Source organism: Candidatus Pelagibacter communis, from assembly GCF_012932795.1.
Classification (GTDB): Bacteria; Pseudomonadota; Alphaproteobacteria; order Pelagibacterales; family Pelagibacteraceae; genus Pelagibacter; species Pelagibacter ubique_S.
In genome coordinates this window covers 314,386-340,014 of sequence record NZ_LANA01000002.1, presented here as the reverse complement: position 1 = coordinate 340,014, position 25,629 = coordinate 314,386, and the positions used below count along the sequence as shown (strand labels likewise).

Annotated in this window: 26 protein-coding genes and 3 tRNA genes; 23 read left to right on the top strand and 6 right to left on the bottom strand. The window is 26.9% G+C overall.

The genetic code is table 11. The features are described from left to right. The first annotated feature begins 2 nt into the window (after positions 1-2). From gyrA to VP91_RS05870, 7 genes are all read left to right on the top strand, one after another. The gene (gene gyrA, locus VP91_RS05900) at positions 3-2,570 is read left to right on the top strand and encodes a DNA gyrase subunit A (protein WP_169036527.1); all 2,568 of its coding nucleotides are present in this window, start codon (positions 3-5) and stop codon (positions 2,568-2,570) included. Continuing rightward, positions 2,570-3,064 (top strand): pantetheine-phosphate adenylyltransferase, encoded by a 495-nt coding sequence (gene coaD / locus VP91_RS05895; protein ID WP_169036526.1) that lies wholly within the window; start codon positions 2,570-2,572, stop codon positions 3,062-3,064. Before gyrA ends, coaD begins: the two co-directional genes overlap by 1 nt. Continuing rightward, positions 3,057-3,611: a peptidylprolyl isomerase gene (locus tag VP91_RS05890; protein ID WP_169036525.1), complete on the top strand. Its 555-nt coding sequence runs from the start codon at positions 3,057-3,059 to the stop codon at positions 3,609-3,611. The genes coaD and VP91_RS05890 overlap by 8 nt, the downstream gene beginning before the upstream one ends. 15 nt (positions 3,612-3,626) lie before the next feature. Further along, positions 3,627-4,739, top strand: coding sequence for a tRNA guanosine(34) transglycosylase Tgt (gene tgt, locus VP91_RS05885; protein WP_169036524.1), 1,113 nt, complete (start codon positions 3,627-3,629; stop codon positions 4,737-4,739). A gap of 196 nt (positions 4,740-4,935) precedes the next feature. Next, positions 4,936-5,011: transfer RNA gene (locus VP91_RS05880), tRNA-Lys, on the top strand. 105 nt (positions 5,012-5,116) lie between these two features. Beyond that, positions 5,117-5,725, top strand: coding sequence for a hypothetical protein (locus tag VP91_RS05875; protein WP_169036523.1), 609 nt, complete (start codon positions 5,117-5,119; stop codon positions 5,723-5,725). Positions 5,726-5,743: 18 nt separating this feature from the next. Next, entirely contained in the window at positions 5,744-6,454 is a 711-nt protein-coding gene (locus VP91_RS05870; protein WP_169036522.1) for a tetratricopeptide repeat protein, read from the top strand. A 346-nt stretch (positions 6,455-6,800) separates the two neighbouring features. Here the strand turns inward: VP91_RS05870 and VP91_RS05865 are convergent, their stop codons facing one another. Further along, complete coding sequence (locus VP91_RS05865; protein ID WP_169036521.1) at positions 6,801-7,628, bottom strand: M48 family metallopeptidase; 828 nt, start codon at positions 7,626-7,628, stop codon at positions 6,801-6,803. A gap of 124 nt (positions 7,629-7,752) precedes the next feature. On the opposite strand from VP91_RS05865, the gene VP91_RS05860 reads away from it, so the two are divergent. Then, complete coding sequence (locus VP91_RS05860; protein ID WP_169036520.1) at positions 7,753-8,367, top strand: DUF502 domain-containing protein; 615 nt, start codon at positions 7,753-7,755, stop codon at positions 8,365-8,367. On the opposite strand, the gene VP91_RS05855 is transcribed toward VP91_RS05860, so the two are convergent. After that, entirely contained in the window at positions 8,364-10,415 is a 2,052-nt protein-coding gene (locus tag VP91_RS05855; protein ID WP_169036519.1) for an ATP-dependent DNA helicase RecG, read from the bottom strand. The genes VP91_RS05860 and VP91_RS05855 overlap by 4 nt on opposite strands. Positions 10,416-10,439: 24 nt before the next feature. Between VP91_RS05855 and VP91_RS05850 the strand changes: the two genes are divergently transcribed. After that, on the top strand, positions 10,440-10,706 hold the full coding sequence (locus VP91_RS05850) for a succinate dehydrogenase assembly factor 2 (protein WP_169036518.1): 267 nt from the start codon (positions 10,440-10,442) through the stop codon (positions 10,704-10,706). Here VP91_RS05850 and VP91_RS05845 read toward each other — a convergent pair. Continuing rightward, positions 10,707-10,796: transfer RNA gene (locus VP91_RS05845), tRNA-Ser, on the bottom strand. Between the two features lie 93 nt (positions 10,797-10,889). On the opposite strand from VP91_RS05845, the gene rarD reads away from it, so the two are divergent. Genes rarD through VP91_RS05800 form a run of 9 tightly spaced genes read left to right on the top strand, consistent with a single transcriptional unit; the run spans position 10,890 to position 19,264 of the window. Then, positions 10,890-11,771, top strand: coding sequence for an EamA family transporter RarD (gene rarD / locus VP91_RS05840; protein WP_169036517.1), 882 nt, complete (start codon positions 10,890-10,892; stop codon positions 11,769-11,771). Next, positions 11,758-12,759, top strand: coding sequence for a lytic murein transglycosylase (locus VP91_RS05835; RefSeq protein ID WP_169036516.1), 1,002 nt, complete (start codon positions 11,758-11,760; stop codon positions 12,757-12,759). Before rarD ends, VP91_RS05835 begins: the two co-directional genes overlap by 14 nt. Next, positions 12,749-13,507 (top strand): hypothetical protein, encoded by a 759-nt coding sequence (locus tag VP91_RS05830; protein WP_169036515.1) that lies wholly within the window; start codon positions 12,749-12,751, stop codon positions 13,505-13,507. The genes VP91_RS05835 and VP91_RS05830 overlap by 11 nt, the downstream gene beginning before the upstream one ends. Beyond that, positions 13,500-14,651, top strand: a complete 1,152-nt coding sequence (locus tag VP91_RS05825) for a D-alanyl-D-alanine carboxypeptidase family protein (RefSeq protein ID WP_169036514.1) — start codon at positions 13,500-13,502, stop codon at positions 14,649-14,651. The genes VP91_RS05830 and VP91_RS05825 overlap by 8 nt, the downstream gene beginning before the upstream one ends. After that, the gene (gene tmk / locus VP91_RS05820; protein ID WP_169036513.1) at positions 14,644-15,255 is read left to right on the top strand and encodes a dTMP kinase; all 612 of its coding nucleotides are present in this window, start codon (positions 14,644-14,646) and stop codon (positions 15,253-15,255) included. Before VP91_RS05825 ends, tmk begins: the two co-directional genes overlap by 8 nt. Positions 15,256-15,257: 2 nt before the next feature. Beyond that, positions 15,258-16,196, top strand: coding sequence for an AAA family ATPase (locus VP91_RS05815; RefSeq protein WP_169036512.1), 939 nt, complete (start codon positions 15,258-15,260; stop codon positions 16,194-16,196). Further along, a complete protein-coding gene (gene metG / locus VP91_RS05810; protein WP_169036511.1) occupies positions 16,189-17,730 on the top strand; it encodes a methionine--tRNA ligase in 1,542 nt (513 codons plus the stop codon). The genes VP91_RS05815 and metG overlap by 8 nt, the downstream gene beginning before the upstream one ends. Next, positions 17,723-18,484, top strand: a complete 762-nt coding sequence (locus VP91_RS05805; RefSeq protein WP_169036510.1) for a TatD family hydrolase — start codon at positions 17,723-17,725, stop codon at positions 18,482-18,484. Before metG ends, VP91_RS05805 begins: the two co-directional genes overlap by 8 nt. 6 nt (positions 18,485-18,490) lie before the next feature. After that, the gene (locus VP91_RS05800) at positions 18,491-19,264 is read left to right on the top strand and encodes an MBL fold metallo-hydrolase (protein ID WP_169036509.1); all 774 of its coding nucleotides are present in this window, start codon (positions 18,491-18,493) and stop codon (positions 19,262-19,264) included. Here the strand turns inward: VP91_RS05800 and VP91_RS05795 are convergent. From VP91_RS05795 to VP91_RS05785, 3 genes are read right to left on the bottom strand one after another with little or no spacing between them, the layout of a single operon-like run. Continuing rightward, a complete protein-coding gene (locus VP91_RS05795) occupies positions 19,259-19,771 on the bottom strand; it encodes a glutathione peroxidase (protein WP_169036508.1) in 513 nt (170 codons plus the stop codon). The genes VP91_RS05800 and VP91_RS05795 overlap by 6 nt on opposite strands. Positions 19,772-19,816: 45 nt before the next feature. Then, a complete protein-coding gene (gene nhaA / locus VP91_RS05790; RefSeq protein ID WP_169036507.1) occupies positions 19,817-20,989 on the bottom strand; it encodes a Na+/H+ antiporter NhaA in 1,173 nt (390 codons plus the stop codon). A gap of 4 nt (positions 20,990-20,993) precedes the next feature. After that, complete coding sequence (locus tag VP91_RS05785; RefSeq protein ID WP_169036506.1) at positions 20,994-21,500, bottom strand: zinc-ribbon domain-containing protein; 507 nt, start codon at positions 21,498-21,500, stop codon at positions 20,994-20,996. A 93-nt stretch (positions 21,501-21,593) separates the two neighbouring features. Here VP91_RS05785 and VP91_RS05780 point away from each other — a divergent pair. The 5 genes from VP91_RS05780 (at position 21,594) to recJ (ending at position 25,594) form a co-directional block, all read left to right on the top strand. Further along, positions 21,594-21,670: transfer RNA gene (locus VP91_RS05780), tRNA-Pro, on the top strand. A gap of 6 nt (positions 21,671-21,676) precedes the next feature. Then, positions 21,677-21,958, top strand: a complete 282-nt coding sequence (locus VP91_RS05775) for an ETC complex I subunit (protein WP_169036505.1) — start codon at positions 21,677-21,679, stop codon at positions 21,956-21,958. Between the two features lie 5 nt (positions 21,959-21,963). Continuing rightward, positions 21,964-22,956 (top strand): putative transporter, encoded by a 993-nt coding sequence (locus VP91_RS05770; RefSeq protein WP_169036504.1) that lies wholly within the window; start codon positions 21,964-21,966, stop codon positions 22,954-22,956. Continuing rightward, a complete protein-coding gene (gene glpX / locus VP91_RS05765; RefSeq protein WP_169036503.1) occupies positions 22,956-23,903 on the top strand; it encodes a class II fructose-bisphosphatase in 948 nt (315 codons plus the stop codon). The genes VP91_RS05770 and glpX overlap by 1 nt, the downstream gene beginning before the upstream one ends. Then, on the top strand, positions 23,900-25,594 hold the full coding sequence (gene recJ, locus VP91_RS05760) for a single-stranded-DNA-specific exonuclease RecJ (RefSeq protein WP_169036502.1): 1,695 nt from the start codon (positions 23,900-23,902) through the stop codon (positions 25,592-25,594). Before glpX ends, recJ begins: the two co-directional genes overlap by 4 nt. The last annotated feature ends 35 nt before the right edge of the window (positions 25,595-25,629 follow it).

Here is a 25,629-nt window from a genome sequence, read left to right as displayed (position 1 = left end):
CTATGAAAGATACAGAAACCCCTAAAGATAAAAATATAAAACTCATTTCAATGCATGATGAGATGAGCTCATCGTACTTGTCATATGCAATGAGTGTAATTGTGAGTAGGGCACTTCCTGATGTCAGAGATGGTTTAAAACCTGTACATAGAAGAATATTGTTTGCTATGTATAAAGGTGGCTATGATTGGTCAAAACAATTTAGAAAATCTGCAAGAATTGTAGGTGATGTTATTGGTAAGTATCACCCCCATGGCGATCAGTCTGTTTACGATGCTCTTGTAAGAATGGTTCAAGATTTTTCAATGAGCTTACCACTTGTTCAAGGACAAGGTAACTTTGGTTCTATTGATGGAGATCCAGCTGCTGCAATGAGATATACTGAAACAAGATTAGCCAAGGTTTCTCAATATTTAATCGATGACATAGAAAAAAACACTATTGAATATAAAAGTAATTATGACGAAACAGAAAAAGAGCCAACAGTTTTACCGGCACAATATCCAAATTTATTGGTTAATGGAGCTGGAGGTATCGCTGTTGGTATGGCCACAAGTATACCACCTCATAATTTAGGTGAGATTATAAATGGAACTTTAGCACTAATTGAAAACAAAGATATTAAGATCAAGGAGTTAATGAAACACATACCTGGTCCTGATTTTCCAACAGGTGGAGTTATAATTGGAAAAGATATTATTAAAGCAGGTTATAATGTTGGACGTGGTTCTTTTAAAATCAGAGGAGAAATTAGCGTTGAAGCACAAAAAAATGGAAGGGAAAGACTTGTTATTACTTCTGTACCTTATCAAGTTAACAAATCAGCTTTAAATGAAAGAATTGCTCAATTAGTAAGAGAAAAAAAAATTGAAGGTATTAGAGATATAAGAGATGAGTCAAATAGAGAAGGTATCAGAGTTGCTATTGATTTGAGAAATGGTGTCGAGCCAGAAACGATCAAAAGACAGCTTTATAAAAATACATCTATTGAAAGTTCATTTGGATTTAATACACTTGCTATTGTTGAGGGTAAACCAAAAATTTGTAATTTAAAAGATTTCTTAACTAACTTTTTAACATTTCGTGAAGATGTAATAGTAAAAAAAACCAAATATGATTTAAAAAAGGCTGAGGATAGAGCCCATATATTAATTGGTCTTTCTGTTTCAGTTGAAAATTTAGATAAAATTATAAAAATTATTAGATCTTCAAAAACACCTGATGATGCTAAAAAGCAATTATTAAAAACTAAATGGAAAATCAATAAGTCTTTAAAATTAATTTCTTTAGTTGAAGAAAAAAAAATAAAAAATCTTTACTCATTCTCAGAGCCTCAAGTTGTAGCGATTTTAGAGCTAAGACTTCAAAAATTAACAGCATTAGGGATTAATGAAATCGAAGTTGAAATAAAGAAATTAGCAGATCTTATAAAATCTTATAAAAAGATTCTTAACTCAAAAAAAGAACTTTCAAGAGTTATAAGTGAAGAACTTAAGTCTATTAAAGAAAAATTTTCAGTCCCAAGAAGAACTAAAATAATTGATGCAATATTAAATTACGATATCGAAGAAACAATTCAAAAGGAGTCAGTGATTATAACTGTTACACTTCAGGGCTACATTAAAAGAGGAGCTTTGAGTAGTGTAAAACAGCAAAAAAGGGGTGGTAAAGGTAAATCTGGCATTACAACAAGAGATGCGGACTCTGTTATACAAACATTATCTGTTAATACTCACACTTCAGTTCTTTTCTTTTCAACAGAGGGATTAGTTTATAAAGTTAAAGCATGGAAAATTCCTGAAGGGTCTACAACTTCAAAGGGTAAGTCATTATTTAACATTTTACCTTTAAAAAATCACCAATCAATAAGCTCTATAATGCCATTTCCTGAAGATAAAAGTGATTTAAAAAATTTACAGATAGTATTTGCAACAGCAAAAGGGAAGGTGAGAAAAAATAGCCTTGACGATTTTTCTTCTATAAATACAGCAGGTAAAATTGCAATGAAACTTGACCCAAATGATAAAATTGTTGGTGTAGAAATTTGTAAAGATGATCAAGATATAATGTTAAGTACAAAAAATGGAAAGTGCATTAGATTTGAGTCAAAAAAACTAAGAATTTTTAAGGGAAGATCTTCAAAGGGTATTAAAGGAATTGAATTAGCACCTAATGATGAAATTGTTTCTTTGTCCATCGTAAACAAAGAAAAAGTAAAAAATATTAAAGATAGTAAAACTGATTTATCAACACTAGAAAGATTTATATTATCAATTACAGAAAATGGCTTTGGTAAGAAAACCAATCATTTAGACTATAGAGCAACCAATAGAGGTGGTAAAGGTATAATTGGTATAGTTAATTCACCAAGGAATGGAAGTATATGTTCTTCCTTTCCAGTGTTTGAGTCTGATGAAATAATGATTTCAACAAACAAAGGCAGAGTTATTAGAGTTGCTGTTAAAGAAATCAGAACTGCTGGGAGAAATACACAAGGTGTAAGAATTATTAAATTATCTGGTGATGAAAAAGTTGTTTCAGCAATAAAAATTGATGATAACTTGGCTTAATGAAAAAAGTAGTTATATACCCAGGTACATTCGATCCAATTACTTTCGGTCATATTGATGTAATAAAAAAAGCTCTAAAACTATTTGATAAATTAGTTATAGCAGCTTCTGATGGAACTAATAAGAATTATCTTTTCAATTCTTTGGAAAGAATTGAATTGATTAAAAAAGCACTTTTTGTTGATTTAAAGTTTGATAAAAAAAAAATTGAAGTTATTTCTTTCACATCTCTAACAACCGATTTATGCAAAAAATATAAATCTAATATTATTCTTAGAGGTTTAAGAGCAGTATCTGATTTTGAATACGAGTTCCAATTAGCTGGAATGAACAGAAAACTTAATAGTAACATAGAAACAATTTTTTTAATGTCTGATGTTGAAAATCAGATTATCTCTTCAAGATTTGTTAAAGAAATTGTTAGATTAAATGGTGATATCAAAAAATTTACTACAAAAAATACAATAAAGTCTTTAAAAGAAAAATATGAATAAATTTCTAATAAAATTATTAATCTTATTTTTTACACTAACTAATAATATAATAGCAAAGGAGAATATAATGATTTTAAAACTAAAAAGTGGAGAAGTAAAGATTGAACTTTTTGATAAAATTGCACCTAACCATGTTAAGAGAATTAAACAACTTGCTAGTGAGGGCAAATATAATGGTGTTGTTTTTCACAGAGTAATAGATGGTTTTATGGCCCAAACAGGTGATGTAAAATTTGGTAATTCTTTAAATGAAGACTTTGACTTAAGAAGGGCAGGAACAGGTGGTTCTGAACTTCCTGACCTTAAAGAAGAATTTAGTGATTTGCCTCACGAAAGAGGAACTTTATCTATGGCTCGATCACAAAATCCCAACAGTGCAAATAGTCAATTTTTTATATGTTTTAAAGAAGCATCTTTTTTAGATAGACAATATACAGTATTTGGAAAAGTTATCGAAGGAATGGAGCTAATAGATAAAATTAAAAGAGGTGATGAAAATAATAATGGTTCTGTCTCTGAGCCAGATATGATTATTAGTTTTAAATAATAAAATTATATATTTATGGCATTAAAAAATTTTGAATTTAATGTCATTACCAGAGATAAATTTTCACGAACTGGTTTAATTTCAACTAATAGAGGAAATATTCAAACTCCAGCCTTTATGCCTGTTGGAACACAAGCTACGGTTAAAGCTTGTTTAATTGATGATATTATAAAAACCGGTTCAGAAATAATATTATCAAATACATATCATTTAATGATACGACCTGGTATTGATAGAATAATTTTGGCCGGTGGACTTCATAAGTTTATGAATTGTAAACTTCCAATACTTACTGATTCAGGTGGATTTCAAGTTATGTCTCTTTCAAAATTAAATAAAATCGATAGAGAAAAAGGTGCAATTTTTAATTCGCATGTAGATGGTAAAAAATTTATATTAAGCCCTGAGGAAAGCATAAGAATACAAAAAGGCTTAGACTCAGATATTATAATGATTATGGATGAATGCCCCAAAAAAATAATTGACCATAGTATAATAAAAAAATCGATGGAACTGTCTATTTATTGGGCAGAAAGATCTAAGGTTGCTTTTGGATCAAATCCACACAAAGGGTTATTTGGAATTGTTCAGGGTGGATTGTTCAAAGAACTAAGGTTAAAATCACTTAATGCATTAGAAAAAATTGGTTTTGATGGTTATGCAATAGGAGGTTTAGCTGTCGGTGAAACTCAAAATGAGATGTTTCAAGTCTTAGATGAAATTAAAGAAGCTATGCCTAAAAATAAACCAAGATACTTAATGGGCGTTGGAACTCCAACTGATATTTTAGGTGCCGTTAAACGTGGAATAGATATGTTTGATTGTGTGATGCCAACAAGGTCAGGTCGAACAGGTTTAGCATTTACATGGCAAGGCCGCTTAAATATAAAAAATAATAAATTCAAAAATGACAACCAACCCTTAGATATAAATTGTTCAAATTTAAACCTAAACAAATATTCAAAAAATTATCTAAATCATCTTTTTAATACTAATGAAATATTGGGATCTACACTTCTTACTCTTCATAATATCAATTTTTATCAAGAATTAATGTCTGCAATTAGAGAAAATATCAAAAAAGGAACATTTGATAAATTTCATGATGAATACATTGATAAGTTGTAATTTTAATATTTGCAATTTCTGAAGTTATGCAATAAAGAATGTTTTTTGGTAATAAAAATTATCCAAGTTTTAATTTTTTTTATTATTTAAATTTTTAAGTGTAAAGAAATTTAAAAATTTTAAAGGAGACTTCACCAAAAGTTTTTTTTTGAAATTAGATAAAAAACTTTGATTTCAACTTTGGTTTTTTTTATGTGGGCCCTTAGCTCAGTTGGTAGAGCAATTCCCTTTTAAGGAATGGGTCGATGGTTCGAGTCCATCAGGGCTCACCAAAATATTCGACGTCGACGGTTCTACGTCATTCAAAAAATCCCAATAAAACTAGTCAAAGTGTTGACCAAGTGTACACCTTGTGATTTGTTTGTTAGGGTGGGGTGATGAAGAATAACAAATTAAAATATTTTAAAGACAATTTTAGCTTAAAAGATTTTATAGGATTGATTGAATTTAACAAAAAGCCTACTAAACCAAACACTTGGCATAACCTAATACTTTTAGAAGCAGGCGTTTTTTTATTAGTTGCGTGTTCTAGTAAATTTAATGGTAAAAAAACTTATGATGAAATATTAAATTATCTTTACAATAAAGAAAATAACCTCATAGAGCATTGGAAAGATTTAGAAGAAAAAGGATCTTTGCTGCCTTCAATCAATAGTAATTTTAAATTAATTAACCCAAAAAAAAAATATGAATTTTCAGTTATTATTGATGAAATTGACTTAGCTGCTGCTTATGCTTTTCATATAATTTTTTCTAAAGTTAATTCAACATATTTTATTTCATTTTGGTATGAAGATTTTGAAGCCCAGTCTGGCGAGTATTCTTTTTTAAATAAAACCTTTAAAAGTCTAAATAAAGCTGAACTTTTTTTAGATAATATTTTAAAAAAAAAACTAGGTTTAAATGAAAAACTATCTATGAATAATTCAGATGATGAAATAATTTTATATAAAAAAATTAACAAATTAATAAGTACTTTAGGATAAATCTAATATGGTGGGGTGATGACTGAACTTGATAAATTAATTATAAAAGCAAAAAAAGGTGATGCAGAGGCACAACATCTGATTGCTTTTAATTATTGGGCTGGTGAAGATTTTGCAGTTGATTATTCTAAAGCAATGAAATGGTGGAAATTATCTGCAAAGAAAGGTTATGGTAAAGCCTATTTTAATTTAGCTATGATGTATTTTAATGGTGATGGCGTCCCTGTAAATCTTAAAGCAAGTTACAAGTATCATAATTTAAGTATTAAAAAAAAACATAAATATCAATCTACTAGTTATTATTTTTTAGCTAAAAAATTTTATATGGATGGTTTATTAAAAAAAAAAGATATTAAAAAAGGTGTTAAGTATTTGGAAATGGCTGGAAAAAAGGGAGATTTTTCTTCAACATTCCAGTTGGGCAATATGTATGACAGCAAATCAAATATTTTTGATGAATATGGTGTCAAAAAAGATGATAAAAAAGCATTTAAATTTTATAAGATGGCAGCTGATAATAAATTTATTCCAGCAGTTGCACAAGTGATAGCTATGTATTCAAATGGTCAAGGTGTAAAAAAAGATTACAAAATGGCTATTAAATATATTAACTTGATTAAAGGAAGTGATAACGATGATCTCATTAATAATACCGCATTACTACCAGATGCAAAAAAATCATTAAAAGCTATGATAAAAAAAATGAAAAAAAAATATGATAAATATTAATATCAAATAGCAAGAGTTGAATGACTAGGAACTACTCAGCAAGTAATTCCTCCACAAGGAACTACACATCAAAAAAACGCACACTTTTAAAAAACACTCTAATTTTTCGCACACCTGTTGTGTAATTCCTTTTCGCACACTTTTATTCAAAATTGAAAAATCTGAGTGTACGAAAAGTGTACGGTTTTATAATTTAGATTTTACGTGTTTGTTAACTTTTAATTGGCTCATACTAACGTTAAACGAAGGTTTTTTCTTTTAAATTGGAAATTATGTTGTTGTGTAATTATCTTTTAAGGAATGGGTCGATGGTTCGAGTCCATCAGGGCTCACCACTAAATAATTCCTAACTTATTTTAATAGGGGGATAATCTAATATTATTCCATTTTCCCACTCTGTAAGATCTTTTATTCTTTTAGAGGAGGACGGATGTGTGCTCATAAACTGTGGTGGCTCTTTACCTTTATTCGCTGCTTTCATTCTTTCCCACAATTTTTTAGTTTCTCTAACATCATAGCCCGATAAAGAAGCAAAGATCATTCCTAAATAATCAGCTTCACTTTCTTGTGTTCTTGAAAAAGGATTCATTATACCAATCTGAGAAAGAAGCCCCACTGTATTCATACCTGTTACTCTATTTACTTGAGATAATTTACCACCAGAAAAGATATCAATAAGTTGAGTGCTTGTATTTAAAAGTACACCTCTACTAGCTCTCTCTACAGAGTGTTTTGCAACAGCGTGAGCTATTTCATGACCCATAACTGAAGCTAAACCATCAGTATTTTTTGTAACATCTAAAATCCCTGTATAAACAGCAATTTTACCACCAGGCATACACCAAGCATTTTTTATTTTCTTGTTATCAATTAAAATATATTCCCAATCAAAATTTACTGTTGGATCATCAATTCCAGTTTTGTAAAAATATTCTGAAATTGAATCCTCCATTCTTTTTCCAATAGTTTTAATTTCATTAAGAGTTTTTATATCTTTGCTCATTTTTTCTTTTTTTTTAACCTTTTCATAGATTTCAGCTGCCTGAGCATTTAATTTTGATTCGGGAATTATCTTAAATTGTCTTCTTTCAGTAATTGGTGTTGTAGAGCACGCATTCATTATTAATCCAGAACACCCGCAACCCATATAACCTAAAAATTTTCTTCTATTCATTTTAATAAAATTTTGATATTTATATAACTATAAAAAACAATGAATTTAAACAATAAAATTTTAGCTATCCTGTTTATTATATCAGTTTCATTTGTTATTTATTCAAGTTATCATTAAATATTCTATGTCCAATAAGAAAAAAAAATCTATTGCTTTAAAATTAAGAAACTACTTTGTAACGGGAGTTATTGTCCTTATACCAATAGGATTTACTCTTTACCTAAGTAAATTCCTGATTAATCTTTCAGCCACATTAGTTCCATCTGGTTTAAATCCAAACACATATCTTCCTTATGCTATACCAGGTGTGGAAATAATTTTAACAATTATTTTTATCACTATCGTAGGTGGTCTTTCTTTATCCTTTTTAGGTAAAAAATTTTTACAGATTATTGACGATTTATTTAAAAGAATTCCTATTTTACGAACTATTTACTCAGCCATTGGTCAAATGACTGATTCTTTTAGAAATCAAGAAGGTAATAAAAAAAGTGTTGTTTTAGTTGAGTATCCAAGAAAAGGGTCTTGGGCTGTAGGTTTTGCTACAAAAGAAAATACTGGTGAAATTAAAAATAAAACAAATCAAAATCTTATAAATGTTTTTGTTCCCACAACTCCAAATCCAACAAGTGGTTTTTTGTTAATGATACCGAAAGATGATTTAATTTATTTAGATATGTCATTTGAAGAAGCTTCTAAATTTATTGTTTCAGCAGGTACATCTAAACAAAAAGTCTAAACCATATCGTTAATAATATCAGCCTGATCATACAATTTAAGTAATGCTTTATATTTATCAATATTTATGTTTTCCATTTCTATTTTTCGAATTTGTTTTTCAGCCATTAAAAATAAATCTTCGTTTTGAATAGGATCAGCCAATCTAAAATTTTTAAGACCACTTTGTTTAAATCCTAATAAATCACCAAAACCTCTTAATTTCATGTCTTCTTCAGAAATTTCAAATCCATCATTTGAATTCTTTAAAATGTTAATTCTCTTTTTTGCATTAGCACTTAAATTAGATTTAAACATAAGTATGCAACTAGCCTGCTTTATTCCTCTACCAACTCTTCCCCTTAATTGATGTAGTTGGGATAATCCAAATTTATTTGCATTTTCAATTATTATTACATTAGCATTGGGAAAGTCGATACCAACTTCTATAATTGTTGTTGATACCAAAATCGAGTATTCTTTATCTAAAAATTTTTTTAAAATCTCTTCTTTTTCATCATTTGCAACTTTCCCATGAATTAATGCAACATCGTTAGGAAATATTTTATTAAGAAATTTATATTTTTTAACCGATGATTGATGGTCTAACTTTTTAGACTCTTCTATTAATGGACACACCCAAAAAACTTGATTACCTTCTTTTATTTCTTTTTTAACAAATTTAATAACATCATCTATCTTATTTTCTAACTTGCTATAAGTCTTAACCTCTTTTCTATTGCTTGGCTTTTCTTTGATAATAGAAACATCCATGTCCCCATAAACAGACATAGTTAAAGTTCTTGGTATTGGTGTTGCTGACATTAAAAGTACATCACAATTATCACCACCTTTGTCTGATAGAAGTTTTCTTTGTCTAACACCAAACTTATGTTGTTCGTCAATAATAATGTAACCTAAATTTGCAAAAATTATTTTTTTTTGGAAAATTGCATGAGTAGAAAAAACCATGTTAATTTTATTAGATTTAAGTTCTTTAATAATTTTTTTCTTTTCTATATTTTCACTTTTGCTTGATAGTAGCTCTATTGATATATTTTTAGGAAATAATTTTTTTGCTAATATAAAATGTTGTCTTGCCAGTATTTCTGTAGGAGCCATTAAAGCTACTTGAAAACCAGAGTTAATTACACTTAAGGCTGAAATTAAAGAAACAATAGTTTTTCCACTACCAACATCACCCTGCAGAAGTCTAAACATTTTACATTTTGAATTTAGATCTATATTTATTTCATTTAAAGTTTTTTCTTGATCATTAGTCAGATCAAAATTTAATTTATTGATAATTTCATTATGAGCTTTTTTTGTAAATTTTTTTGAGATTTTCTTAATTTTTTTAATTTTCTTTCTAATTTCAGAATTAACTAAAAAGGATGCTAAAATTTCATCATAAGCTAATCTTTTGTAAAAATTTGCTTTATAATTTTCTATATTAGTTGGATCATGTAATTTAATTATTGAATTATTCCAACTTTCATTATCGAATTTTTTTAACACATCTTTTTCATGCCACTCATTTAATATTGGTAAATTTTGTAAAATTTGCTTAATAATTTTATTGTAAGTTTTTTCTGTAATTCCCTCTGTTAAAGAATACTTGTTATCTACAGTTTCGACTAAAGAACTATCTTGAGAAACATATGTGGGATTTGTTATTTGGTAGCATCCTTTATAAGAATTAACCTTTCCATTTATAGTAACTTCTTCATTTAATGGTAAAATTTTTCTAACGTATCCTTCATAACTATTAAAAAAAATACAATCTATTTTCCCTGATTGATCAATACAGTTTACTCTATTTGGTAAATGTCTAACTCTTGGAAACTGATATTTTAACGGAACTATTCTAATAGTTTGAACTTTTCCTATTTGGAGATCACATATTTTAGTTACAAATGTTCTATCTGTATATGACTTAGGTAGCCTCCACAAAAGATCAAAAATATTATTAACCTTTTTTTTCTTTAAAATCTCCATAGTTTTTTTACCTACACCATTTAATTTTGTTAAATCTGATAATAAATAATCGTAATTATTTTTATTTTTCATGTTAGATGTAATACAATAAAACTTATGATCATTAATATAAAGGATTTAAAAAATAAAATAATCTACCGTTCAAACTACCGTGGCACAAAAGAAATGGATAAATTATTAAGTTCATTTACAAAAAAATATATTAATCAATTAAATAAAGAGGAATTATTACTATTGTGCAACATGTTAGATTATGATGATGAAAATCTATATAAACTCAATCAAGGGTTACAGCTGACAATTGAAATTAAAAATACAAAAATTACAGAATTATTTGAGAACTACAATTATGAAAATGAATAGTGGCGGAGAGACTGAGATTCGAACTCAGGAAAGAGTTGCCCCTTTGCCGGTTTTCAAGACCGGTGCATTCAACCGCTCTGCCATCTCTCCGTTAGCTTCGTTTTATAATCAAATTTTATTAATTCAACAATAAAATAGACAATAAGCTTAATTAATGGATTATATGTTTAATCTTTTTATTCAATGAAAAATAATGACTTCAATAAAGGTATTGCATTAACAGCCCTTGGTTCATTTTGGTGGGGTGGAATTGGAGTCATTTATTTTGAATATATTTCTTTTGTTGGACATATAGAGGTAGTTTTACATCGATGTATTTGGACTGCTTTTTTTTTGTTAATTACAACATCTTATTTTTCAAAATGGCAAATATTTTTGTTCATTATTAAAGATTTTAGAATTTTATTTACTCTTTTTTTTTCAGGATTCTTAATATTTGTAAATTGGGCTGTTTGGATCTACGCCGTAACCAATAATCAAATTATTGATGCAAGTTTTGGGTATTTTATTATGCCAATTTTAAGTGTTTTATTGGGAAATATTTTTTTTAAAGAAATATTAAATACAAAAAGAAAAATTTCTATAATTTTAGTTTTAATTTCAATAATCTTTTTAATTTTAACAAGTATGAAGTCCATACCGTGGGTTGGTTTAGTAGTAGCACTAAGCTGGGGCTTTTATAATTTATTAAGAAAAAAAATTAATGTTGATACTGATGTAGGTCTTTTAATAGAGAGTCTTTTTATTTTACCATTTGCTTTAGCTGTATTTTATATAATACACCAAGAAGGTTATAATGATTTTTCTTTTTCAAATCCATCTTTAATGCTTTTATTATTGTTGGCTGGGCCAATGACTGTAATACCACTATTTTTATATGTACGTGGTGTTGAGCTCTGTGGATTAGGTCCAACAGGTATGATATTTTATATAACACCGACTTTTCAATTTATATTGGGTTTTTTTTATTATAATGAGCCTTTTTCAATCATGAAATTAGTAAGTTTCATTTTAATCTGGATTGCTGTATTTATTTATTTAAAAGATTTATATGAAAATAACTAGAAATTTTTTTATATTTATATTTTTGTTTTTTAATAATAGCTCATTATTTGCAAATGATATTTCATTTGATGATTGGTTAAAAAATTTTAAAATATATGCATTAAAAAATGAAATTAGTGAGACGACATTTGATAAAGCAATGTCTCATGTAGTCTTTTTACCTAAAGTTATAAAGTACGATCGTTTTCAACCCGAGTTTTATGAAGATACAAAAACTTATGTATCCAAGAGAACTTCTAGCCTTAAAGTTAAAAAGGGTACTGATTTATATAAATCAAATCAGAGTTTTATTAACTCAATCGATAGTAAATTTTCAGTAGAAAAAAGTTTATTACTAGCATTGATGGGCATAGAAACAAATTTTGGAACTTATGTTGGTAAAATGGACATATTATCTTCATTGGCTACATTGAGTTTTGATAAAAGAAGATCTAAATTTTTTACTAAAGAACTTATTACTATACTTCAACTAGTTGAAAGAAATAAAATTGATCACAACATTTTATATGGATCATGGGCAGGGGCTTTTGGTAATTTTCAATTTATGCCTTCAACAATTGAAAAGTATGCAATCGATTATGATAAAGATGATGTTATTGAACTTAAATCTACAAAAGATTCTTTTGCATCAGCAGCCAACTATATAAATAAAATTGGTTGGAAAAAAAATCAACCTTGTTTTATAAAAGTTTCATTAAATAAAAATGTACCAAAAAAACTATTGAATACATCTGCTAAAAAATTACACAATAAAAATAAATTTAAAATTTTGAAACAATATATTAAAGATAATGAAACATACTCCATAAGTGAAAATTTATTTGGAGCTATCATAACACCAGATAAAGATATTATACCAGATGCAGAAAATTTAGAGCCAGCTTATATAGTTTTTGATAATTATGAAAAAATTCTTCAATGGAATAGGTCTTTAAGATTTGGTTTAGCAGTATGCACTCTAAAAAATAAGTTTGAAAATGCTTTATAAAAATATCTTATCTATAATAATTTTTTTATTATTATCGAATTGCACAACCAATAATTTACTTAACAATAAACATAATAAAACTATAGAAAATGTTTATTCGAATAAAGGATTTGCCTTAGTTTATAGTGATAATCTTTATAAAAAAAAAATATTAAGTAAAAAAATAGAAGAACGAAGTTTGGTTATTTTTCAAAAAAATTTAAAACTTAACACACAGGTAATAATAAGAAATATTTTAAATGATAAATCAATAATAGGGGTTGTTGGAAAAAATTCATCATATCCATCCTTTAATAATTCAGTGCTATCTATTAGAATAGCAGATGAGTTGGATTTAGATAAAAGCCAACCGTTTGTAGAAATTTCAGAAATACGTGGTAATTCGATTTTTGTTGCTAAAAAAGCAAAAACTTATGATGAAGAAAGAAATGTAGCTGTTAAAGCGCCAGTTAATGAGATCAGTATCAATGATTTAAACATACCCAAAAAAAGTGTCAAAAAAAAACAGAATTTGAAATTTTTATACTCAATTAAAATTGCTGATTTTTACTTTAAAAATACGGCGTTATCTATGCTTAATAGAATCAATGCATATAGTTTAGTGAATAAAGCAAAGATCAAAAAAATAAATAATAAAAAATACAGAGTTTACTTAGGTCCTTTTAGCAACATTAATTCTCTAAAAAAATCATATAATGATATAAGCATACTTCAATTTGAAAACATCGAAATTATAAAGAATGATTAAAATAAAATTTTTAACAATTTTAATAACATTGCTATTAACTTTAAGCTCTAAAGCTGCTTTTGAAATTAGTGCAAGAACTGCAATATTGCAAGATTTTCTATCAGGTGAAATTTTATATGAAAAAGAACCTGATAAATCAATATACCCAGCGTCTATGACAAAAATCATGACTGCTATTATTGCTTTTGATTTGATTAAAAGTGGTGATTTAAATTTAAACGATAAATTTTTAGTTTCCGAAAATGCTTGGAGATTATCTTCAGCTGGTTATTCTTCAATGTTTATAATGGTTGGTGATGAAGTAAGTGTAGAAAATTTGCTAAAAGGAATAATAATTGCATCAGGCAATGACGCATGTATTGCCTTAGCTGAAGGAATAGCTGGTACAGAGGATGAGTTTGCGATTATGATGACATCTAAAGCAAAAGAAATAGGTATGGATAACACAAATTTTGCTAATTCTTCAGGAATTAATCATCCTGATAACGTTTCTACGGTTAAAGATATTATGATTATGTCTAATTATCTTATTAAAAAATTTCCTGAAGAATACAAATATTTTTCAGAAAAAGAATTTACTTGGGATAGGACTGGTGGTGACCCAATAAGTCAAGGTAACAGAAATCCACTATTGTACAAAAGTCTTGGTGCAGATGGTATTAAAACTGGATATTTAGCTGTTGAAAAATATTCTTTGGCTTCTTCGGTTTATAGAAAAGGAAGAAGATTAATAGCTGTTGGCAGTGGGTTTAATACAAAAAATGATAGATCTAGGGAAAGTGCTAAACTTTTAACATGGGGATTGACGAGTTTTGATCTGATAGAAATTGCTAAAACAAGTACACCTATAGGCCAGGTTGATGTTTGGTTGGGTAAAAAAAGTACTGTTGGTGTATATGTTAAAGAAAGTATCTACAAAACAATTCCAAAAGCACGAAAAAAGAATTTAAAAGTTTCAATACTTTATAATGGTCCTATTCAAGCTCCCATTAAAAAAGATGCTATAGTTGGAAAATTAAAAGTATCATACAAAAATGAGCTGATAAAAGAGTATGATTTATTTGCAATTGAAGATGTTAAAAAATTAAATGTTTTTTCTAGATTGATGAAATCAATTAATTTTTTGATTTGGGGCGATGTCTAAAAAACCAATTATAGTATTTGAAGGTATTGAAGGAACTGGTAAATCTTACCATATAGATAAAATCGCTAAATATTTAAAAAAAAAAAATAGAAGCTTTATCAAAATTAGAGAACCTGGTGGAAATGTAAACTCTGAAAAAATTAGAAAGCTTATACTTAATAATAACTCTACATTTAACAAGTATACTGATTTATTGTTATATCTGTCAGCAAGAAGTGAAAATGTTGAATTGATAAGAAAAAATGTTGGTAAAAAAATTATATTAATTGATAGATTTTCAGATTCAACAATTGCATATCAACATTATGGCATGGGTATAAAGATTGAATTTATTAAGACTATCAATGATTTCTTAATAAAAGGAATTAATATTAATTTTACTTTTCTAAACACAGTTAGTCAAAGAAATATGAGAAAAAGATTAATAGAAAGAAAAAATTTAAATAGATATGATAAATTTAATCATAATTTTTATAAGAATGTGCAAAGAGGTTTTGTAAAAATATTAAAAAAGAATCCTAAGAGATATATGCATGTTAATTCTAATCTTGATATCAAACATAATGAAAAAATTATTCTAGATAAAATAAAAAACTTAATTTAAATATGAAATTAAAACCATCAGAAAATACACAATTATACGGTATGAACAATTTTTTCAACGAAATTGTAAATCTTTATAATATAAATAAAATGCCTAATAAGATTTTACTTTCAGGTAAAAAAGGTTTGGGTAAATCAACATTAGCCTACCATATTGTGAATTATATTTTTTCAATTAATGAAGATTTTAAGTATGACTTAAAAAAATTTAGCATACATAAAGAAAATAAATCTTTTAAATTAGTACAAAGTAATTCACATCCAAATTTTTATTTAATTGATTTATTAAGTGATAAAAAAAACATTGATATTAATCAAGTTAGAGAAATGATCACTTATACTAATAAATCATCATTTAATAATATGCCTAGATTTATATTAATAGACAATGTTGAAAATCTAAATAAAAATTCAATAAACGCCTTACTTAAAATAATAGAAGAGCCCAATGAAAATATTTATTTTATTTTAATTAATAACAATGAAAAATATATTTTACCTACTTTAAAATCAAGATGTTTGATATTCAAGATTTGTTTCACATTTAATGAATCTATACTTGTCACAAATCAAATATTGAATGTAAATATATTTGATTTAATTAGTTATGATTTAATTAGTTATTACAATTCACCAGGTGATATTGTAAATTTAATTGATTTTTCAATAGTTAATAATATAGATTTGAAAAAAAATAATTTAATTAATTTATTAAATTTTTTAATTGATAACGGTCATTACAAAAAGAATGTAATTGTTAAATACTTATTAGTTAACTTAATTAATTTGTTTTTTTTAAAAAAATATAAAACAAGTAACACAAAAAATTCTTTATTAGATTTTTATTATAATTTTAATAATAGAATTTATAATACGGAAAAGTTTAATCTCGATGAAGAATGTTTGTTTTTAGAATTTAAATCAAAGATACTAAATGGATAAAAACTATTATATCACAACACCCATTTATTATCCTTCAGCTAAACCACACATGGGTCACGCTTACTCAAGTATTGTTGCAGATTTTTTTGCACGTTTTAAACGTATGGATGGTTATGATGTACATTTTTTAACTGGCACTGATGAACATGGTTTAAAAATCCAAAGAGCAGCAGAAACTATGAATATAGAACCACTTAAATTTTGTGATCAAATAAGTCAAACGTTTAGAGATCTTTCACAGACATTAAATTTATCCAATACAGATTTTATAAGAACTACTGAAGATAGACATAAAAAAACAGTACAACATTTATGGTTAGAACTTGAAAAAAATGATGATATTTATATGTCACAATACTCGGGTTGGTATTCAGTATCAGACGAAGCTTTTTATAGTGAAGATGAGATAACTGAAAAGAATGGTTTAAAAATTTCGATTTCTTCTGGATCACCTGTGGAATGGATTGAGGAAGAGTCATATTTTTTTAGATTATCAAAATGGCAAAATAAACTTCTGGATTATTATCAAAAATACCCTGATTTTATATCTCCACAATCAAGAATGAATGAAGTTGTCAGTTTTGTTAAGAATGGTTTGAAAGACTTATCTATTAGTCGTAAAGCTTTTTCTTGGGGCATTAAAGTACCAAATAATTCTGAACATGTTATTTATGTTTGGTTAGATGCTTTAACTAATTATATCAGCGCACTCAACTACCCAAATACAAAGGATAATCTATTTAAAAAATTTTGGCCTGCATCTGTTCATTTGATTGGTAAAGATATATTAAGATTTCATGCTATTTATTGGCCAGCCTTCTTAATGGCTGCAAAAATTCCATTACCAAAAAAAGTTTATGGTCATGGTTGGATTCTATCAGGTGAAGAAAAGATGTCTAAGTCAAAAGGAAATATTCTAGATCCTTTAGATATAATCAATACCTATGGTCTTGATCCTTTAAGATATTATCTAATTAAAGAAGTTTCTTTTGGTAATGATGGAAGCATATCTAAGGACAGGCTTGAAGATTGTATCAACAGTGATTTAGCAAATAATTATGGAAATTTATGTCAACGTGTAACAGCCTTTGCTGAAAAAAACTGCTATTCAAAAATTCCTAACAAAAATAAATTTAATGAAGATGATTTTAAAGTATTAAATAGATTTAAAGAAAATTTAAACAACATAAGGCAAGAAATTGATAAGCAAAATATCAACTATTATATAGATTTTATTGTGAATTCTTTATTCGAAGCTAATAAATATTTTAATGATCAAGAACCTTGGAAAAAAAAAAATGATAAAGACAGATTAAATACAATTGTTTATACATCTTTAGAGATGATTAGAAAAATTTCGTTCATGCTTTATCCTATAATTCCTGATACTATTGAAAAAGCTTTAAAAATATTTAATCTTAATTCTGATGATATAAATTTTGAGTCAATAGCTTCTCACGATTTTTTAAAATCTGGGAACGGTCTAAAAAAAATAGACATATTGTTTAAGAAAGTTGAAAAAAGAAATGATTGATTCACATTGTCATTTAGATAATGAACCCTTGTTTGGAAATCTTACTGATATTCTTATCAGATCTAAAGAAGTTGGTATTACAAAACTTTTATCAATATGCACAACAATAGATAGTTTTGAAAAAATCAAAATACTAGTTAAAAACAATGAAATGATTTATGGAACTTACGGTATCCACCCTCATGAAACTGAAAGCAATCATATTGACAAAAACCTAATTATAGAAGCTGTCAAACAAAATAAAAAAATAATTGGGATAGGTGAGACAGGTTTAGATTTTTTTTACAACTATAGTAATAAAACTATACAAATAGAAAGTTTTAAAAAACATATAGAAGCATCTATAGAGCTTAACATCCCAGTAATTATTCATTCTAGAAATGCTGAAGAAGAGACTTTTGATATCCTTAACTCTTATAAAGGTAGTAATTTAAAAATATTGATGCACTGTTTTACTGGCTCACATGCTTTCTCAAAAAAACTTCTGACATTAGATGCTTTTTTTTCTGCAAGTGGAATTATTACTTTTAAAAATAGTTTGGATCTTCAAAAAACTTTCAAAAATATTCCTTCTGAAAAATTACTCATTGAAACAGATAGTCCATTTTTAGCCCCCATACCAATGAGAGGAAAAAAAAATGAACCAAGTTTTATTAAGTATACACTTGAAAAATTAGCCTTCCTTAAAGAAAAAACAGTAAAAGATATGTCTAATATAACTACAGATAATTTTAATAATCTTTTTAACACTTAAAAAATAATGTCTACAAAATTTATAATATTAGGAAGCGGTAGTTCAATGGGTGTGCCAAGAGCAGATGGTTTCGCTGGTAATTGTAATTTGAATAATAAAAAAAATTTTAGATCTAGATGTTCTGCATTAATTAAATTTAATAATCAAAATATTTTGATTGATACATCTCCAGATTTAAGGTCACAACTATTAAAAAATAAGATTAAATCAATTGAGAAAGTTTTTTATACCCATTTACATGCTGACCAAACACATGGAATTAATGATCTACGTCCTTTTTTTTTGACTAGAAAAAAACAAATACCAATTTTTGCTGATCACAAAACTTCACAATATTTAAATTCAAATTTTAAATACTGTTTTAAAAATTATGGCTATTATCCTTCTATTTTAGTACTAAATAAATTAAAAAAAGAGCATATTTTTAAAAGTAAAAATAAAAAAATCAACATCACATCAATATCTGTTGAACATGGAAAAATTGAAAGTATTTGTTATTTAATAAATAAAAAACTAGCTTATGCCAGTGACATAAGTTTATTTTATAAAAAAGATTATAAAAAATTAATGAAATTAAAATATTTAGTTATTGATTGTCTGTGGTATAAGCATCATTCAGCACATTTTAATCTAGACCAAGTATTAAGTTTAGTTAAAATCTTGCTACCAAAAAAAGTAATTTTAACAAATATGCATACTGATTTAGATTATGATCAGCTTAGAAAAATTTTACCAAAAAATATAGTTCCTGGATATGATGGTATGACTATTAATTTATAAGATTAATTCAATCTGATTTATTATTTTGTCAGATAAGGGGGTGATAAACGAGTTAAATGTGTCATGAATTTTTCCATCTTTACCAATTAAGATTTTATGAAAGTTCCATTTAGGTATTGTTGATCTCCCATGATTTTTTTTTGCCCATTTGTATATTGAGTGTGCGTTACTTCCTTTAACATCAACCTTATCTGTTAATGGAAATGTTATATTGAAGTTGGTTTCACAGAAATCTTTAATTTCATCATTTGAACCTGGTTCTTGTCCCCCAAATTGATTTGATGGAACACCAATAACAATAAAATTCTTTTCCTTATATTTTTCATACAGTGTTTGTAGAGCTGAATATTGCTTAGTAAATCCACAATTACTGGCTACATTTACTAGTAGAATAGTTTTTCCTTTAAAATTATCTAAATTTATTTCATCTTTATTTATAATTTTAATAGTTAAATCAAAGAAAACCTTTTCATATTTTGCTTCAACTTTTTGTATGAATGAGAACATAATAAAACTTATTAAAACTAAAAAGTACTTTTTGCAAAACATAAATTATTTTTTTGAACTTAATAATAATAAAAAGTAGCCAAATAGAGTAGAAAGAAGAGAGCCTGCCAATACTCCAATTTTAACACCATCCATATACTCAGTGTTTTCCATAAAAGCTAAATTTCCAACAAATAAACTCATTGTAAATCCAATACCAGTTAAAATTGAAACACCGTATAAACTAAACCAATTTGAATTATCTGGCATTTCAGCTACACCTGATTTAACAGCTATAAACGAAAATATCATAACACCAACTTGTTTTCCAATAAATAGACCAAGAAGAATTCCAAGTGGAACAGGTTGTAATAATGATGAAAATGATAAGCCAGTCAATGAAACTCCCGCATTCGCAAATGCAAAAATGGGCATAATCATAAAAGCAACATAAGGACTTATTGCATGCTCAAGTTTAATCAATAAAGAAAAATCTTTAGTTTTTATTCTGTGAGGTATTATAGATGCCAAAAGTACTCCAGCAATCGTTGCGTGTATTCCAGATTTAAATGTAAAAAACCACATGAAAGAACCAATTATCAAGTATGGTAGAAATCTTTTAATTCCTAACTTATTTAGAATTAATAAAGAAATGTAAGAGACTAAGATTAAACTTAAATAACTTACACTTAAATCACCAGAATAAAAAAAAGCAATAATTAGGATTGCACCCAGGTCATCAATAATAGCAAGAGCAGTTAAAAAAATTTTTAAAGAAATTGGTACTCTCGAACCCAATAGAGATAAAATTCCTAATGAGAAGGCTATGTCAGTAGCGGATGGAATTGCCCAACCATTTAAAGTTTCTGAGTTTCCAAAATTAATAACAATATAGAAAAGTGCAGGTATTACCATGCCGCCAACTGCTGCGATAATTGGTAATAATGCTTTCTTAAAATTTGATAATTCACCTTGAATAAATTCACGTTTTATTTCTAGTGTTACAAAGAAAAAAAATATTGCCATTAACAAATCATTTATCCAGTGAAGGACAGATAATTTTAAACCAAAACTATTTATACCAATAAATAAGTAAGTGTTTAGAGTATCAAAGTATAATGAGCTAAAATTTGAATTACTTACATATAAAGCAATAATTGCAGCTATCAACAAAACTAGTCCACTTGCTGCTTCTAGTTGAAAGAACCATTTAAAAGGTTTTGATAAAGATTTGATCATAGTATTAAGTTAAATCATTTAAAAATAGTCGAATATCATTGATTGTTTCGTACAAATTATAAAGAATTATTTCAATATTAGGAAAAATTTTACTTAAAGGTTCCTGAAAAGTGTCTAAAATAATAATTAGAGCTATAAAAGTTATTATAAAAACTACAGTTAATCCTAATAAGTTATAACTATTTTTATTTTTTGAAGGAACTTTTTTAATAGATTCATCTATACTTTTGTCTATTTTTTTTTTTGTTGTAAAATCATCCTTAATATCTTGGTCTAAAAGTTCTATATTACTAAAACTTTGAATGTTTTTAGATACAGATATTTTTTCAGATAGCTTAATTTCATCTGTATTTTCAATAATCTTAATTGGATTGACGGGTATGTTTGCTTTTTCTTTTTCGAAAAACCACTTATAATTACAGCCATTACATTGAAGCAGTCTTCCAGCTTTTGGTATAAGACTTGCATCTACTTCAAATTTTTTGTGACAGTTAATGCATGTAATGATCATTATTATTGTATACCAGATTCTTTTGAAAAAGACTCATTTTTGATGTTGTTTATTCTTTGAAATTTTCAATATCTAATGTATTAGTACGTCAATCGGGGCGTAGCGCAGCCTGGTAGCGCATCTGGTTTGGGACCAGAGGGTCGCAGGTTCAAATCCTGCCGCCCCGACCATTTTTTATGAACAAGGCTAAAATTTATATACCAACAAAAAACTCCATGCAATCTGGATTAGGAAAATCTGATAAATGGATTATCAGATTTGAAACAGAAAACTCTGGTGTTAATCCTTTAATGGGTTGGGAAACAAGTTCCAATACTCTTTCAGAATTAAACTTGGAGTTTTCAACTAAAGAATTAGCTGTTGAATATGCAAAAAAAAATAAAATAGATTATGAAATAATAGAACCTCAAAAAAGAAAAACTATTAAAAAATCTTATGCTGATAATTTTCTTAAATAATTTAAATGTTTAAATTTTTTTCACAAAAAAAATGGTTTTTATGGGCATGGTTAGGATCTTTTGTGATTCTATCTTCGTTATGGATTCAAGTAAAAATTGACGTAAAGATAAATGAATGGTTTGGTGTTTTTTATGATATGATACAAAAAGCTCTAGCTTCACCAAATGCAATAACAATTAATGAATACTGGGCAAGTTTAGCTTCGTTTATTACTCTTGCTGGAATGTATATTGCTCTTTATGTAGCAATAAGTTTTTTTACAGCTCATTTTTTATTTAGATGGAGAACTGCAATGGTTGAATGGTATCATTCTGTTTATGATAAAGCTCGAAAAATCGAAGGTGCTTCTCAAAGAGTCCAAGAAGATACAATCAAGTTTACTCGTATTATGGAGTCACTAGGAACAAGTTTTATTGAATCAGTTATGGTATTAATTCAGTTCGTTCCCATACTTTTAGGATTGTCACTTGGTATACCAATTTTCTTTTTTGGTGATTGGCAGTATGGGCTAATAACAGGAGCTTTAATTTGGACATTGGGAGGCACAGCATTCTTGATAGGACTTGGTTGGATATTACGTTTAGTTGGTGTGGAGTATGATCTTCAAAAAAAAGAGGCCGCTTATAGAAAAATATTAGTAGTAGCTGAAGATGATATTAATGTTAGGCCAAAAACAATAAACGAACTATTTGATGATGTTCGTTCAATTCATTTTTTAAGTTATATAAGATATTTATATTTTAATGTTGGTCGTATGGCGTACTTACAGGCAAATGTATTATCGGCTTATGTTTTTTTAGCGCCTGCTATTGTTGCAGGGGTTGTAACTTTGGGTGTTATGCAACAAATAATAAGAGCTTTTGGAAGAGTTGAGGGGTCAATGCAATACTTGTTAAAAGCATGGCCTACTATTATTGAACTAGCAAGTGTCTATAAACGTTTGAGAGAATTTGAAAATGTTATAAATTCCACTGAGTCTGTTGACGAAAAAATTTAATGAGTATTGATAAAAAATATATTGATCAATTTATTAATGTTTCATCTAAAGCGGCATTAGCATCTTCTTATTTAGTTGGAAAAAAAAATAAAATTGCTGCAGATCAAGCTGCAGTAGACTCAATGAGATTTGAATTAAATAAGATGGATATTTCTGGTGAAGTAGTTATTGGAGAAGGATCATTAGATGAAGCACCAATGTTATATACTGGCGAACTTCTTGGTAGTAAAAATGGACCAAGTTTTGATATTGCTGTTGATCCATTAGAAGGGACTAATTTTGCTGCAAATAATTTACCTGGAGCTATTTCAGTTATAGCTATTGCTGAAAAAGGAAACCTATTTAATGCTCCAGAAACTTACATGGACAAAATTTCAACTGGCAAAGTAGAGAAGGGTTTAATTGATTTAGATAACCCATTAAAAAAAAATATCTACAATTTAGCAGATTTTATGAACAAAGATATTTCATCTATTACAGCCTGCATTTTGGATAGACCAAGACATAAAAAGATAATAGATGAATTAAAAAGATTAAATGTAAAGATTAAGTTAATTACTGATGGGGATGTTCTTGGTGCTCTATATGTATCAAACCCAAAATATAATGTTGATATTTTTTTAGGTATAGGAGGTGGACCAGAAGGGGTTTTAGCTGCTTGTGCACTTGATACTTTTGATTGTCATTTTCAGGGAAGATTTATATTTGATAATGATAAAGATAAACATGAGGCACAAAAAATGGGTATTACAGATTTTAATAAAAAATATGAGTTAAATGAAATTATAAAGGGTGACTCGATATTCTGTGCAACAGGAATCACTACAAACGATGTGCTTACTGGCATAAAAATTAGAGACAATAATTATATATCCGAAACATTAGTTACTCATAAAAACACTCACTTAAAAAAGATTATAAAGAAATCAACTATTATTAAAGGATGATTTCTATCTCTGGTAAAAATTGGGAACAAAAAAAAAATAATAAAAATTTAATAGAAAAATTAAAACAAGATTATAGTCTTAGTGATATTTTATCAAGACTAGTTGTTTCAAGAAAGTTTGATGAAGAAGAACTAAATAGTATAGACAATAATTTAAAACTTAATAATATTTTTTCAAAAAATGAAGATTTTAAAAAATCAGTTGAACTAGTAACTAATTCTATTATTAATAAAGAATGTATTTGTATATTAGGTGACTATGATGTCGACGGTTCAGCAGCCACATCATTATTTATAAGGTTTTTTGAATATATAAAACATCCATACTTTTACTATATACCTGATAGAGAAAAAGATGGCTACGGTGCTTCTATAAAGCTATTTCAAAAATTAATTTTAAAGAAACCAAAATTGATAATTATGCTAGATTGTGGATCAACATCTAACAAAGCAATAGAATTTTTAAATGAAAACAATATTAAATCTTTGATAATTGATCATCACGAGATAAACAAACCCTTTCCTAAAGCAAATTTTATAATAAATCCTAAAAAGGGTAATGGTTACATTGAATATGATTATTTATGTGCAGCAACTTTAACTTATTTTTTTTTAGACTTGTTGATTAAAAAAATTGAAGTCAAATTTAAAGTATCTGATTTTCTAATTTATGTATTATTAGCAACAGTATGTGATGTAATGCCATTAAGAAAACTTAATAGGTTAATTGCAATAATTACACTTAAGAATTTTGATATTAATAAAAATATTGCAATTAATGAATTATTTAATCTTAGCCAAAGGAAAAATAAACTTAATATTAATGACCTTGGTTATTTAATAGGTCCTATATTAAATGCAGGTGGTAGATTAGGTAAATCAAATTTTGCATCAGAATTGTTAGCTTCTGATAATTTAAAAATTGTTAATAATAAATCTAATGAACTAATAAAACTTAATAATAAAAGAAAAAAAATTGAAAAATTAATAATGGATGAAATTGATTTTAAAAAAATAGAAAATGAAGATAAAGATATTGTTATTTATTATAACCCAAATATTAATGAAGGATTGATTGGAATAATAGCGGCAAGACTAAAGGATTATTTTAATAAACCAGCCATAGTAATAACTAATTCTAATGAATTATTAAAAGGATCAGCTAGATCTGTTTTTAATTATAATATTGGTCGTGTAATTAAAAATTCTTTTGATAAAAATATTATAGTTAATGGTGGTGGACATAACGCTGCAGCTGGATTTACATTAAAAAAAAATAATCTTAAAAAATTTGATGATTTTATTCAAAAAGATTTTTTAAATTTAGGTTCTTTTAGAGATAACACTTTTTTATATGATGCAGAAGTATCATCTCTTGCTTTAAATATGGATTTTTATGTTGATATAAAAAAAATAGAACCTTTTGGTACAGGTAATCCTAATCCAACATTTCTATTAAAAGATTTAAAAATTATTAAATCATCTATACTAGATAATAAACATATTTCACTAATCTTGAAATCTAAAACAGGTTTTTCAATAAATTCAATATCATTTAATTCTATCAACAATAAAGTGGGTGAATATTTATTGAACTATAAAAATAGTTTAAATGTATTGGGTCAAATCAATGAAAATATTTGGAATAACAAAAAAACACTCCAATTAACTATCAGAGATATAATCATATAATTAATTTGGCTTGATAAATAATGACTTTTAAAATA